The sequence below is a fragment of the Candidatus Hydrogenedentota bacterium genome (assembly GCA_018005585.1).
Classification (GTDB): Bacteria; Hydrogenedentota; Hydrogenedentia; order Hydrogenedentales; family JAGMZX01; genus JAGMZX01.
This window is the reverse complement of record JAGMZX010000140.1, coordinates 1-13,662: the sequence shown is the minus strand read 5'-3', so window position 1 is coordinate 13,662 and position 13,662 is coordinate 1. Positions and strand designations below refer to the sequence as shown.

Genomic DNA, 13,662 nt, shown 5'->3' with positions numbered 1-13,662 from the left:
GAACCGATTCAGGGAGAGGGCGGCGTCCGCATCCCGGACGAGGATTACCTGGGCAAGGTCCGGGAACTTTGTGATCGCAAGAACACGCTGCTGATTTTTGACGAGGTACAGACCGGCATGGGGCGTACGGGCCATTTCCTCGCGCATCAGCGCTATGGCGTAACGCCAGATATCATGACGCTGGCCAAGGGACTTGCTAATGGCGTGCCCATCGGCGCGATGGGCTGCACGGAAGAAGCGGCCTCGGGGTTCAGCCCGGGCATGCACGCGTGTACGTTCGGCGGCAACCCGCTCAGTTCTGCCGCGGCGCTGGCCACAGTGAGCACGCTTACCGCGCCGGGTTTCCTCGAACAGGTCGCTCAGTTGGGCGCATACTTCCTGAATCGGCTGAAGGACCTTGCCGCGCAGCATGCAAGCATCGCCGAGGTGCGCGGCGCCGGTCTCATGGCCGGCGTGGAATTCAAGGAGGCCGCGGCGCCCGTCGTGGATAAATTGCTGAACGCCGGGATTATTTGCGGGCCGGCCGGCCCCAAGGTACTCCGGTTTGTGCCGCCGCTCATCGTCACGAAAGAACACGTGGACCGCGTGCTTTCCGTATTGAACGCGGCGCTGGGAGAATTAGGATGGTAACCGACTTCCTTTCCCTGGCCGAGCTGACGCGCGATGAGGTCTTGGCCCTGCTCGATCTCGCCGACGACCTGAAGCGGAAGCAGCGGTATGGCGAGGAACATCACTATCTCAAAGGCAAGACGCTGGCCATGATCTTCGAGAAGGCCAGCCTGCGCACGCGCGTCACCTTCGAGGTGGGCATGTTCCAACTGGGCGGGCAGGCCGTGCTGCTCGAAACGGAGCTGGGCAGGCGCGAATCCGTGCCCGACGTGGCCCGCAACCTCGGCCGCTGGGTGCATGGCATCGTGGCGCGCACCTACCGGCATGAGGACGTTATCACGCTCGCGGAACATGCCTCCGTGCCCGTGGTCAACGCGTTGACGGACAAGCTGCATCCCTGCCAAATCCTCGCGGACGTGCAGACGCTGCGCGAGCACAAACGCAAGGACGTGTCCGGCCTCGCGATCGCGTTCGTAGGCGACGGGAACAACGTTTTCAATTCGTGGGTCGAATTCGCCCTGCATTTTGCGATCGACCTGCGTCTGGCATGTCCGCCTGGTTATGAAAGCGACCCCGCCCTGCTCGCGGCGGCGCGCGAGAGGGGCAAAGGCCGCGTGCTCGTGACCCACGACGTGCACGAAGCCGCCGCGGGCGCCGACGTCATCTATACGGACGTGTGGACCAGCATGGGACAGGAAAAGGAAGCGGCCGAGCGCAATGCCGCGTTCGCGCCCTATCAGGTGAACGCGGGCATCATGGCGCAGGCGAAACCGGACGCGATTTTCATGCACTGCCTGCCCGCGAAACGGGGGCTGGAGGTCACGGACGACGTAATCGACGGGCCGCAATCCGTCGTGTTCGACGAGGCTGAAAACCGGATGCACACGCAGAAGGCGGTGCTCGTAACGTTGATGGGTTAACGTGGCACGGGCGTCCCGCCCGCGCGGATCAAGAGACGGAGTTACACACAATGCCCAAGAAAATCGTACTGGCCTATTCCGGCGGCCTGGATACTTCGATTATCCTAAAGTGGCTGCAGGAAATCTACAAGTGCGACGTGGTCGCCTACATCGCCGATATCGGCCAGGGCGAGGAACTCGAAGCGGCGCGCAAGAAGGCGCTCGACACCGGCGCGTGTGAGGCCGTGGTCAAGGACCTGAAAGAGGAATTCGTGCGCGACTTCGTGTTCCCGGCCATGCGCGCAAACGCGATCTACGAGGGCAGCTACCTGCTCGGCACGAGCATCGCGCGCCCGATCATCGCGAAGGGCCAAATCGACGCGCTCCGGGAGACGGGCGGCGACTCGGTCTCGCACGGCGCCACGGGCAAGGGGAATGACCAGGTCCGCTTCGAATTGACCTATATGGCGCTGATGCCGGGCGTCACGATCATCGCGCCGTGGCGCGACCCGAACTGGACGCTGCACAGCCGCACCGCCATGATGGAATTCGCGGAACGGCACGGCATCCCCGTGCCGACGACGGTAAAGAAGCCGTACTCGATGGACCGGAACATGCTGCATCTTTCCTTCGAGGGCGGCATCCTCGAGGACCCCTGGAACGAGCCGCCGAAGGACATGTTCCTCCTCTCCGTCGATCCGCAGGACGCGCCGGACACACCGGCCTACGTCGAAATCGATTTCGAGGCGGGCACGCCCGTGGCCCTGAACGGCCAGCGCCTCTCGCCCGCAAACCTGCTCGCGCAATTGAACGAACTCGCGGGCCGCAACGGCGTTGGGCGCGTCGATCTCGTCGAGAACCGGTTCGTGGGCATGAAATCGCGCGGTGTCTACGAGACGCCCGGCGGCACGGTGCTCTACGCGGCGCACCGCGCGGTCGAGTCGCTCACAGTGGACCGCGAAGTGATGCTCGAACGCGACCGGCTCTCGCCGCGCATCGCGCAACTCATCTATAACGGCTTCTGGTACTCGCCGGAGATGGCGGCGCTGAAAGCATTCGTCGACAAGAGCCAGGAACACGTCACGGGCACCGCGCGCATCAAGCTATACAAGGGCAACTGCATTGTCGCGGGGCGCCGCGCCGAAAAGACTCTGTACAACCCGCAAATCAGCACCTTTGAGGAAGACAAGGGCGCATACGACCAAAGCGACGCCACGGGCTTCATCCGCCTCAACGCGTTGCGCCTGCGCGTGCGTACGCAAGCCGGGTTCTTCGAAGCACCCTGATATGGGCTGCTCTGAGCGGGGAACCATTCGCTCCCCGCTCACTTCCATATTTCGTCGCGGGAGGTTCGCCGGTTCTCATGAGACCAGCGGCGCGCGCGCCGGACCTCAACTGCCGATGATCCCCACCGTCCTGGCAAAAATGCCGTTGCACGGGCCATCGCCAATTTCGATATAGCGCAAGAAGTCGACGTGGCCGTCCAGATAGAGGAAGTTCGAGCCACCGGGCACGTGATTGAACAGTTCGGTATCGGTGCTGACTATGTCTCCCATGATCCAAATCGTGCTCTGCGCCTGGGCCGTGGCCGCGGGGTTGTTGATGTCCGTAATCATGAACCGCTCAATGCCTTCACGGAAACGATACACGGTGTTGCCTTGTGCGTTCCCCAAGCCGGGGTTCGATTGAGACAGGTCAAGGTCGGAATCGGTCAAAGGCGGCTCGTCCTGCAATACGGGCGAGAGTGCCGCTACCAGCGACCACGCGACTTGCGCGCTGCCCAAGCCGGACAATTCTTCGTCCACCAGCATCCCTATTATCTGCATGTCGACCGTGGGATCGTCTGAATCCACTTGGTCAAAGACCCAACCCAGGTAGATATAACTTGAGTCGACGAACTTCAATCCCCGGTTGGCGTCGTCGCAAGGCAGATGCACTTCCGGATCGCCGGTTGTCGGGTTGAACGCCCCGTCGGGCGTATGCGTGGCATCAGAAGGACAGACAATGATCGCGGGATCATTCAAGTATTCCGGGTATACATTCCGGAGATCCGCTCCCGCCGCGATGATCAACGTATTCGTTTCGTCCACCGCCATGGTGTCGCAATTCAGGGTATCGCCAATGTACCCAAGCACTGGGGGGAATCGCTCGCCCGGGTCTTCATTCGCGTACATCTTGAATACAAGGCCCCATTCCTTCAAGTTATTCTGGCAGCTCGCCCGCCGGGCCGACTCGCGCGCGCGCGCCAGCGCCGGGAGCAGGATGGCCGCCAATATGCCGATGATGGCAATAACGACCAACAATTCGATGAGGGTGAAACCGGGCCTGCGCCGGGCTCTGGGGATTGATGACAACATAATACCTTCTCCTTTCTTTGCGGCGGACCCCACAGTGGGCGGTTCGCCTCCCTTAACTCCGTTCCAGATGATATTACAATAAAGGCACACCTTTAGTGTAGCCCATCTTGCGGAATTCAACAAGAGGGATTCTCGAATTGGGGTTCTTGAATTGCGGGAGTTGGGAAGAGAGGGGTCAATTATTCCGGTTTTTTCCCCTTTCGTGGCCATGTCCCCGTCGCGCCCAGTTATCCACATAATATCCACAGGCCGTGGAAAGGGCTGCCTGGTTTCTGCCCGGACTGGAATCCGAACACATAAGTTATTGAAATGAAACAGGTTGTGATGATACACCTTCTCAGACTTCTACTCCTGCCGCTTTGTGCCGATGTCTCCCGAACGCCTCGTAATTCACTGCTCCCTCTCCTGCTCCGGCCAAGCAGTCCAAGTCCTGGAAATGGTGGCGCAGTTGCGTGTTGTCAAGGGACTTCTGTTATCCCGCGTGTGGAAGTTGGCGTATTTCAGCGTCATAGGGGGCGCGGCCCGTTGGCGCTGCTTTCGCATTTCGCTTAGAATGAGGGGCAGATGGAGAGAGACCAAGTAATCTCTTGACGGGACTCATGGGAGTTTGAGGTCATGCGGGTCATCGCAGGATGCGCACGCGGGATGCGCCTTGAGGAACCGGGGGGGCTGCCGGTACGCCCGACATTGGACCGTGTGCGCGAGGCTTTGTTCAGCATCCTGGGCCCGCGCCTCGAAGGGGCGCATTTCCTGGACCTGTTCGCGGGAACGGGCGCAAACGGCATCGAGGCCCTCAGCCGCGGCGCGGCGTCTGCGGTCTTCGTAGAACGCAACCCGTCAGCGGCGGCGCTGGTCCGGCGCAACCTCGCAAAGACAGGCCTGCACGGGTCCGGGCGCGTGGTGCTGTTGGATGTGCCCCGCGAACTGCCGCTGGTGCGGATAGGCGAAACGCGCTTCGACATCATCTTTGCCGACCCGCCGCACGATTTCGGGGACTGGACCGGCTTGTTGGCAGGCCTATCGAACGCCGACTTGGCCGCGGCACAAGGCCTTGTGGTATTCGAACATGAGCCGCGCGCCCTTGTGCCGGAACAGTCGGTCCCCTGGACCCGGACACGGATGGCCCGTTACGGCCGCACCGCGCTGTCCTTTTTCTCTTGACCTGCTATATTGTATTTAGTGGCAATCTTAGGGCACAATATATGGGGACGGCGAGAAGTTATCGACCGTGCAGGTTCACACCTGTGTGCACGGCGTTGTGTGGTGGAAGGACACAACATATAGAGGTTGAGGTATGCGTTGCCCATTCTGCAATCATAGCCAGGCCCGCGTGGTCGATTCCCGCGCGTCCAAAGAAGGCGACGCAATCCGCAGGCGGCGCGAATGCCTCAAATGCGGGCGGCGCTTCACTACCTACGAGCGTATCGAAGAAGTCGCGCAAATGGTGATCAAGAAAGACGGGCGCCGCGAAAACTTCGACCGCTGGAAGCTGAAAAGCGGCATTCTGAAGGCGGTCGAAAAGCGTCCTGTCAGTCTGGACCAGGTGGACGCGATGATCGATGAGATTGAGCGGGAACTGTTCAATTCGACCGAGCATGAGGTAACGACGACCTCTGTCGGCGAGGCGGTCATGGCGAAACTGCGCCAGTTGGACGAGGTTGCGTACGTGCGGTTCGCATCGGTCTACCGTCAGTTCAAGGACCTCAACGAGTTCATGAACGAGCTGAAGGACATGCTGGCGTAGCCGCCGCCCGTCCGGCTGACCGGACAAGCCGGTCGAGTCAGGCGACCTGTCGAGTCAGGTGACCTTGTATTCTTTTTTCCCCCTCGGATACACTCGCTCGGGGTATGTCTCGGCTTTCAAGCGGAAGCATTCATGAACGACGAGTCTACAGAAGAGTTTTTCGAGCAGGAGGACCGTGCGGTCGAGGGCGCGTTTGATCCGCAGTTGCCGCTGCCGATTCCCGCGTTGCGCGGGCCCGAGCCGTTCGCCACCGTTATCAAGCGCGATGGGCGCGAGGAACCGTTCGAGAAACGCAAGATCGCCCAGGCGATCTTCAAGGCGGCGCAGGCGATAGGCGGGCGGGACCGCGACCGCGCCGAGAGCCTGGCCGCGGCCGTGGCGATCTTCCTGCAGAAGGAGCAGCAGGGCCGTCCGCCAACGGTGGACCAGGTACACGACGCGGTTGAGCGCGTGCTGGTGGCGATGGGCCATGCGCGGACCGCCCTGACCTATGCGCGTTACCGCGACCGGCGCGCGCGTATCCGCCGTCTGCGCGAAGGCGACCTGCACCACCTGATCGGCGAACTCGAGGAAGCGCGGCACGAGCGCGAGTCGCTCGCGGGCCGCGGCGGAGAGGCGCTGTTCGTCCGCACCAGCGCGGACACGCTGGCGCGGTGGGACCGCGACCGGATCGTGGCGGCCCTGGAACGCGAGACGGGCCTGGACCGGCCTCAGGCGATATTGATAGCGCTGGAAGTGGAGGCGCAGATCGAGCGCGCCCAGATGCGCACGCTTACAGGCGCGCTGATCCGGGAACTCGTCGACGCGCGGCTCGTCGAGCACGGGCTTCACGAGTATCGCGAACGGCATCGCCGCCTGGGCGTGCCGTTGTACGATGCGGAGCGCATCTTGCGCGGCGAACTGGACGAAGCGGTCGTCGCGGAAACGGCGTCGGCGGCCCTGTCGCCGCCGGTGACCGACCGCGTGCTGGCGCGGGCGGTGAAAAAAGAGTTTGCGCTCGCGGAGGTTTTCTCCGCGCCTGTCGCGGAGGCGCACCTGCGCGGAGAACTGCACCTGCGCCACTTGGGCCGCGTGGACCGGCTCTGCGCGCTGGCGCAGCCGCTGGCGTACGTGGCGCGCTACGGCGTTGGCCCGGCGGGCGCCCGCGATTTCGCGGAGCCCGCGCGGCACGCCGAGACGCTGCTGGCGCACATGGTGAAGTACCATGAGCTGCTGCAGGGCTACTTCGCCGACGGCGTGACCTGGGATGCGGTGAACGTTTTCTTCGCGCCCTTCGTGCAGGGGCGCAGCGACCGCGACACGGCGCAGTTCGCGCAGATGCTGGTGTATGAACTGGCGTATCTGGCGCTGACCTCGGGCAACGGCGCGCAGCCGCCGGAAATCACGATACACTGGACCGTGCCGGCCCAGTTGCGTCATGAAGAAGCCGTCGGGCCCGGCGGCGCACCGGCGGGCAAGCCTTACGGCGCGTTCGAGCACGCGGCGCAATTGCTGGCGTGGGCCATTTTCGACGTGTTGCAGCGCGGAGGGCCCGGGGCCGTGTCATTGCCGGGGCCCGTGGCATGCGTGGCGCTGGACGGAGCCTTCTTCAAATCGCCGGGGCACGCTGCGTTCCTGCTGCACGCGGCGCATGTCGCGGCGGAACGCCGGGGCGCGCACTATTTGCTGGTGCGCGACGAGCCGGAGGATGCGGCGCCGTATTGGCACCCGCACAACGTCGATTTGCACGACGTCGTATTGAACCTGCCCCGGGCTGCGTACGTTGCGGGCAGCGAAGCGGCCTTGTTCACGGAACTGGACCGGCTCGCCCGTCTCGCTGCGCACGCGCATCGGGAGAAACGGCGGTTCCTGCACGCGCTGGCCGGCTTGTATCCCGCGGGACCGCTGGAATTGCTGACCGTCGTGCGGGACGGCGCGCCCTATATCCGGCTCGATGAGGGGCGCTGCCGCATCGGGGTGGAGGGGCTGAATGAATGCGTGCAGTTCCTGCTGCACGAAGAACTGCACCAGGGCGAGGAGGCGGCCGCGACCGCGGAACGCATCCTGAGCCATCTCCGGCAGCGCTGCTCGGAAGAGGGCGCTCGCGAGGGGCTGCACGTCCTGCTGACGCAAAACAACGACCTCGAGGCCGGGCGCAGGTTCGCCGCACTGGACCTCAAGGACTTCCCCCGCTCGGCGGCGGCTACGGTCAAGCAGGACGAGGCGACGCAAGAACTGCGCTATACGCCGGGCGCGCGCGCGCGCCGCGGCCACGGGCTCAACCCGACCGAGGCGGCCCGCATCGAAGGCCGGCTCCATCGCTACCTGGACGGCGGCGCAGTCACGGAGATGCCCCTGCCCGACACAGACCCCGAGCCCGAGGCCATCGCGGATTTTCTGGGCAAGGCGTACCGGCAGACGGAGAACCGGCGGATCACGTTCTACTGAGCGCCGCCGGCAACGTGTCAGGCGGCCCCGGCCAGGCTGTTCAGCCGGTCCACTACCGCGAAGACATCGCCGACCTCGTAGTAGTCCACGGTGACGAAATTTGGAATGCGCCCGGACCGTTCCCAGCAGAGCAGCGAGCGGTCGAGCAGGAACGCGCTCGCGTTCGTCTGCTCCGCGTTCCCGGGAGCCGGCAGCGGATTCGAGACGAAATTGTTGAGGATCATCAGGCTGCTCGATGTGTCGCCCCGGCTGCAGTTGCAGTTGAACTGTTCCAGGGACGAGACATTCCAGTTCGTATCCCACGCGAACCGCCATACATTGTGAAGCCAAGGCAGCCCGGCCGTGTTGTCGTCGGTAAACACGACCAGCCGCTGGTCCTCGAGAACCATCCGTCCGAGCGTGGGCCATGGTTCGCCCGGCGACTGCACGTGGGCATAGCGGAGGATGCCGCTGTCCGCGAATTCCAGCGCCAACGTCTCGGCGGGGACATAAGATTCCAGGATGAGCGTCACGACCTCGTTCGGTTCTGCGTCCAGAAACTCCCGGATTTCAACGAGGCCATCGACCAGCGCGAATCCGCCCAGCTCGCAATAACTGTGACACAGCATCGGCCGCCCTTCGAACTCGTGAACATCGAGCATCATGGCGCGCACGCCGTCCTCGAGCTGTTTGCGCAAACCGCCGATTTGATTCGGGAAAATGAATCCGGCGTCCCGGCTCGACATGGCGTTATGCGTCGTGACATAGGCCGCTTTGTCATAGGGACGCGTCGTCAGGTCCACCCGGCCATTCACCATCAAGACGGGTTGCGCTGCCGCCACATCCGGCGCCGCAACGTTGTTCCTGGGCGCGCGCGGCAGCAACACGGCCACGAAAGCCAACACCAGCCCCACCAGCGCGACCGCGAACCGCTTCATCGTCTTTCTCATTCACACGCTCCAGCAATACCGGCATGGCCTTGTGTCCCTTGGACCGCAATACGGGCATGCCGGTTTCCCGTCCCCTGCTTTCGCAAGCAGCGTGACAAGATGCCTGCACCCGCTCAGGATGAAGATGGTCTTGTTTTCGTCCATGCGGCATCCGCCCGCGACGACGACGCGGCGACAGTGCTCGCGGGCGCTGTCGCCCGCCTTACACCGATAACCAGCAGGAGGACACCCGGCCTTGCCGGATGGCAAGCATCGTCTTTCAAACAGTGCCATGCCCGGCAGACGGTGACGGCAGTCGGTCCCTTTGTCATCGAAAAGGGGGACGGCAATCCCTGCTACGAACCATTCCTCAGACGGGACATCATTGGGACCGGCGAGTTCCTAGAGCAGGGAGTGTCTGGCACAGCCCGACCGGCTTGGGCCGACGGCAGGAGTCCAGCGGGGTGCGATGACCTTGCCCGGGATGAAGACCGGACAGTACGGCCCTCACCGCCGCTCGCCGGATGGAACTGGACTCGGGGCGGGGGCTATAGTCTTCGAATTCGGAAGGTAGTGCGGCGTCCGCCGGTACGCCACGGGAAATGGAATGAAAAATAAGGATCAAGTCATGAAAACGGCATGTTTTCGCGGAAAGGGTCTCTGGTTTGGATGGGCCGCGCTGCTTGCAGTCGCGGGAGTATTGCTCAGTCAGGCTTGCGCGGCCCAGTGCGCGGCGCGCAACAGCGGCGCGTGCAGTTCTGGCGCGCCGAAATGCGAGTGGACACCGCTGTTCAACGGAACGGACCTCGATGGCTGGATGACCGAGGGCAACGCGGCATGGAGGGTCGAGGACGGCTGCATCGTGGGCACGCAGGGTCCGGGAAACGCGCCGGGCGACCTGTTCACGGAGAAGGAATACGGCGATTTCGAGGTGCGGATCACGTATAAGATACAGTGGCCCGCCAACAGCGGTATCTGGTTCCGCTACCAGTCGCCGGACAAGTCGTATCAGGCCGACATCCTCGAATACAAGGATCCGGAATGCTATTCGGGCACGTTGTACTGTCCGGCCAAGATGTTCCTTTCCATGAACGAAGACCCGAACCTGGAGAAGCGCGACGACTGGAACACGATGATCATCCGCGCCGAGGGCGACCACCTGACGGTCACGTTGAACGGCACGGTCGTCGGCGACGTACATGACGCCTCTTACGCCACGGGCCGCATCGGGTTCCAGGTGCATCCGGGCGACGAGTTCAAGGACATGAAGATCACGGTGCGCGAAGCCGCTATTCGCGAAGTGAAGCCGTAGAACGGCTCGCGTGCGTGGCGCTCACGTGCGGGATGAGCCACAGGAAGGGTCCGGGCCATGAGTAAACTCAGCAGGCGGGTGTTTCTGGGCAAGGCGGGCAGCTATGCCGCGGCGGGTGCGGCGTTTCAGATCGTGCCGCGCAGCGTTCTTGGCGGAGCCGGGCAGACCGCGCCCAGCGAGAAGCTTCGTATCGCAGGGATCGGCATCGGCGGCATGGGCGCGGCGAACCTGCGCGCGCTTGAAAGCGAAAACATCGTTGCCCTGTGTGACGTGGACCAGGAATACGCGGCGAAGACGTTTGCCGCGTATCCGAACGCCGCGCGCTATGCCGATTACCGCGAAATGCTCGACAAGCAGAAGGACATCGACGCGGTCGTCATCGCGACGCCCGACCACACGCACGCGGTCATCGCCATGGCCGCGATGCGCGCCGGAAAGCACGTCTATTGCCAGAAACCGCTGACGCACACGGTCTACGAGGCGCGCAAACTCGCCGAAGCGGCCAAGGAAACGGGTGTCTGCACGCAGATGGGCATTCAAGGCCATTCGAGCAAGGAGGCGCGGCAAATCTGCGAGTGGATCGCCGCCGGAGCCATCGGGCCGGTCCGCGAAGTGACCGCCTGGTGCAGCCTCACCTATTATCCGTGGGGACACGCGGGCTGGAGTTCGCCGCTGGCCGTGCGGCCCGCGGAGACGCCGCCCGTGCCCGCTACGCTCAACTGGGACCTCTGGCTGGGCCCCGCGCCGTTTCGCCCGTATCATCCGACGTATCACCCGCTCACGTGGCGGAGCTGGTGGGATTTTGGCTGCGGCATGATGGGCGACCGCGGCGCGCACACCCTCGACCCGGTCTTCTGGGCGCTGGAACTCGGCGCGCCCGAGAGTATCGAGGCCAGCAGCACCGACTTGAATCCCGAGACGTATCCGATCGCGTCGGTCGTGCGCTATCAGTTCCCCGCGCGGGGCGGCAAGCCGCCCGTTACCGTCACGTGGTACGACGGCCTGCAACCGCCCGCGCCCGCGGGGCTCGGCGATTCGCGGCTGCTCGGCGACAGCGAGGGCGGCGCGCTCTTCATAGGCGAGAACGGCTACCTGACGTGCGGCGTCTATGGCAACAGCCCGCGGCTCGTGCCCGAGGAACGGATGAAAGACTTCACGCCGCCACCCGAGACGATTCCGCGCGTGAACGGCACGCACGAAATGGATTGGGCGCGGGCCTGCAAGGAAGGGCGGCCCGCGTGCGCCGGCTTCGGTTATTCCGGCCCGCTCACGGAGATGGCGCTGCTCGGCAATATTGGGAAGCGGCTGCCCGGCACGACCCTGCATTGGGACAGCGCGTCCCTGACCTTCCGCGATTCCGGTGAGGCAACCGCGCTGGTGAGTCCGCCCTATCGCGAGGGCTGGAGTCTGTAGGACGACACGGTGAAAGCGAAAACCCTGATGCGGAGGAGAACACCATGACCCGGGATATGAATCGCCGCGCATTCTTGCGCACCACCGCCGTGGCTGCCGCCGCACCGCTCATTCTGACGCGTGGCGCCACCGCGGCCGGAAACCGCGCCGCACCGAGCGGGCGGGTCACGCTCGGGGCCATCGGCCTGGGCTGGCAAGGCCCTGAAAACCTGGGACAGTTTTTGCAGCGCGGCGACGTGCAGGTCGTCGCGGTGTGCGACGTGGACCGTAACCACCTCCAGCGCACGAAAGAGACGGTCGACCGCACCTACGACAACACGGATTGCGCTGCCTATGCGGATTTCGAGGAACTGCTCGCCCGGGACGACCTCGATGCGGTGAGTATCGCGCTGCCGGACCACTGGCACGCGATCCCCGCGATCATGGCCGCCGAGGCCCGACTCGATATTTACGGTGAGAAGCCCCTTTCGCACACGCTGGCCGAGGGCCGTGCCATATGCGATGCGGTGAAGCGCAACAAGCGCATCTGGCAGACGGGAAGCTGGCAGCGCAGTGTCGAGAACTTCCATCGCGCGGCGGAACTCGTGCGCAATGGCCGCATCGGCAAAGTGAGCCACGTGGAAGTCGGACTTGGTCAGGGTTACGACGACTACGCCGGCACCAAGGACCAGACGGCGGTGCAGGACCCGCCCCCGGAATTGAATTACGACAAGTGGCTTGGTCCCGCGCCGGTCTCGCCCTACGTGCCCGCGCGCATCCACAAGAACTGGCGCTGGGTCATGGATTTTGGCGGCGGGCGCATCATGGACTGGGTCGGCCACCATCTCGATATTGCCCACTGGGGCCTCGGCCTGGACCGAACGGGCCCGCTGCTCGTCGAAGGGACCGGTGTCATTCCGCGGGGCGGCGTCTGGGATGCGCCAACGGATTACGATTGTACCTGCACCTATGCCGGGGGGCTGACCATCCACATTTGCAGCCGGTTTCCAATGGGCGCGAAATGGTACGGCGACAAGGGCTGGATTTTCGTGAGCCGGGGCCAGTTGACCGCCGAGCCCGCGCCGGTCCTTGACGAAGTCATCGGTGACGACGAAATCCGCCTGTACCAGAGCACGAACCACATCGCGAATTTCATCGCATGCGTCAAGTCACGAGAGGAGACGATTACACCCGCCGAAACGGCGCACCGCTCCGCTTCGGTCGGCCACCTGTGCGACATCGCCATCTACACGGGCCGCAAGATCCGCTGGAATCCCGAAACCGAGACCATCCTCGACGACCCCGGCGCAACCGAAATGCTCTCGCCGAAATACCGCGAACCCTGGCTGCTGAAAGGCTAGTGCCGTTCATCGGGCAACACGCCCGCGCGCGGAGGTGTCTGACGCGCGGTGGAAGGGTGCGAGGCGCCACCGTGCGCGCGGTCGGCCATGACCGATTCTCGATGCGAACATCCGCCTTCGGCGGCTGAGGAATGTATCAAGGATGCGTTCGAGCAGTGTGGTGGGACGGGAAGACGCTACCCGCGCGAACGACGCGGCCAGGCGCCAAGGCCGGAAGAGATATTGTAACCCGAAGAACAGGAGCATCGCGGCCGAACAAAGGAGCTTGAGTTGCCGGTCGCTCAGGTGTTCGTTCCAGGAGCGGATGCCGAAATAGTTGTTGTTGCAGTTCTGGGCGAGGAACAGGTCATACTCGTTGCCTTCGGGAGGGAATCTTTTGGTCGCGCGCAGCTGCTCGTGAAATTCGCTGCCCGGATAGGGCACGAAGGGGTAGACCGCGACTTCATGGATGCCGAGCCAGGCCATACGCGTCAGGAAGACGAAGGTCTTGGCGATATCACGAGGCGTTTCGCCGGGCATGCCTAGCACGAGGTGCGCCTGCGCGGGCAAGCGGGTCTTTACGCAGGCGCGCATCGACGCGGTCATCTTCGTGAGGTTAACGTTCTTGTGGATGCGCTTGAGTGTTTCCTGCGACCCGCTTTCCGGCGCATAGA

The 13,662-nt window shown here is 63.7% G+C and carries 12 protein-coding genes and 1 pseudogene; 9 read left to right on the top strand and 4 right to left on the bottom strand.

Annotated features, from left to right (window positions below):
- From KA184_19045 to KA184_19035, 3 genes are all read left to right on the top strand, one after another.
- On the top strand, positions 1 to 630 hold a 630-nt coding region (locus KA184_19045), incomplete at its 5' end, for an aminotransferase class III-fold pyridoxal phosphate-dependent enzyme (GenBank protein MBP8131681.1).
- The gene (argF, locus tag KA184_19040; protein ID MBP8131680.1) at positions 624 to 1,529 is read left to right on the top strand and encodes an ornithine carbamoyltransferase; all 906 of its coding nucleotides are present in this window, start codon (positions 624 to 626) and stop codon (positions 1,527 to 1,529) included. The genes KA184_19045 and argF, both read left to right, overlap by 7 nt.
- A gap of 50 nt (positions 1,530 to 1,579) precedes the next feature.
- Positions 1,580 to 2,794 (top strand): argininosuccinate synthase, encoded by a 1,215-nt coding sequence (locus tag KA184_19035; GenBank protein MBP8131679.1) that lies wholly within the window; start codon positions 1,580 to 1,582, stop codon positions 2,792 to 2,794.
- Between the two features lie 105 nt (positions 2,795 to 2,899).
- Here KA184_19035 and KA184_19030 read toward each other — a convergent pair whose 3' ends face one another.
- Positions 2,900 to 3,682 (bottom strand): hypothetical protein, encoded by a 783-nt coding sequence (locus KA184_19030; GenBank protein MBP8131678.1) that lies wholly within the window; start codon positions 3,680 to 3,682, stop codon positions 2,900 to 2,902.
- Between the two features lie 9 nt (positions 3,683 to 3,691).
- Positions 3,692 to 3,865: pseudogene (locus KA184_19025) on the bottom strand (prepilin-type N-terminal cleavage/methylation domain-containing protein).
- A 615-nt stretch (positions 3,866 to 4,480) separates the two neighbouring features.
- On the opposite strand from KA184_19025, the gene rsmD reads away from it, so the two are divergent.
- From rsmD to KA184_19010, 3 genes are all read left to right on the top strand, one after another.
- Positions 4,481 to 5,026 (top strand): 16S rRNA (guanine(966)-N(2))-methyltransferase RsmD, encoded by a 546-nt coding sequence (rsmD, locus tag KA184_19020; GenBank protein ID MBP8131677.1) that lies wholly within the window; start codon positions 4,481 to 4,483, stop codon positions 5,024 to 5,026.
- Positions 5,027 to 5,159: 133 nt separating this feature from the next.
- The gene (gene nrdR / locus KA184_19015) at positions 5,160 to 5,609 is read left to right on the top strand and encodes a transcriptional repressor NrdR (protein ID MBP8131676.1); all 450 of its coding nucleotides are present in this window, start codon (positions 5,160 to 5,162) and stop codon (positions 5,607 to 5,609) included.
- Between the two features lie 132 nt (positions 5,610 to 5,741).
- Positions 5,742 to 8,036: a hypothetical protein gene (locus tag KA184_19010; GenBank protein ID MBP8131675.1), complete on the top strand. Its 2,295-nt coding sequence runs from the start codon at positions 5,742 to 5,744 to the stop codon at positions 8,034 to 8,036.
- A 17-nt stretch (positions 8,037 to 8,053) separates the two neighbouring features.
- On the opposite strand, the gene KA184_19005 is transcribed toward KA184_19010, so the two are convergent.
- A complete protein-coding gene (locus tag KA184_19005; GenBank protein MBP8131674.1) occupies positions 8,054 to 8,965 on the bottom strand; it encodes a hypothetical protein in 912 nt (303 codons plus the stop codon).
- Between the two features lie 607 nt (positions 8,966 to 9,572).
- Here KA184_19005 and KA184_19000 point away from each other — a divergent pair.
- From KA184_19000 to KA184_18990, 3 genes are read left to right on the top strand one after another with little or no spacing between them, the layout of a single operon-like run.
- On the top strand, positions 9,573 to 10,256 hold the full coding sequence (locus KA184_19000; protein MBP8131673.1) for a DUF1080 domain-containing protein: 684 nt from the start codon (positions 9,573 to 9,575) through the stop codon (positions 10,254 to 10,256).
- A 57-nt stretch (positions 10,257 to 10,313) separates the two neighbouring features.
- Complete coding sequence (locus tag KA184_18995; GenBank protein MBP8131672.1) at positions 10,314 to 11,669, top strand: Gfo/Idh/MocA family oxidoreductase; 1,356 nt, start codon at positions 10,314 to 10,316, stop codon at positions 11,667 to 11,669.
- Positions 11,670 to 11,713: 44 nt separating this feature from the next.
- On the top strand, positions 11,714 to 13,009 hold the full coding sequence (locus KA184_18990; GenBank protein MBP8131671.1) for a Gfo/Idh/MocA family oxidoreductase: 1,296 nt from the start codon (positions 11,714 to 11,716) through the stop codon (positions 13,007 to 13,009).
- Positions 13,010 to 13,015: 6 nt separating this feature from the next.
- Here the strand turns inward: KA184_18990 and KA184_18985 are convergent.
- On the bottom strand, positions 13,016 to 13,662 hold a 647-nt coding region (locus KA184_18985), incomplete at its 5' end, for a radical SAM protein (GenBank protein ID MBP8131670.1).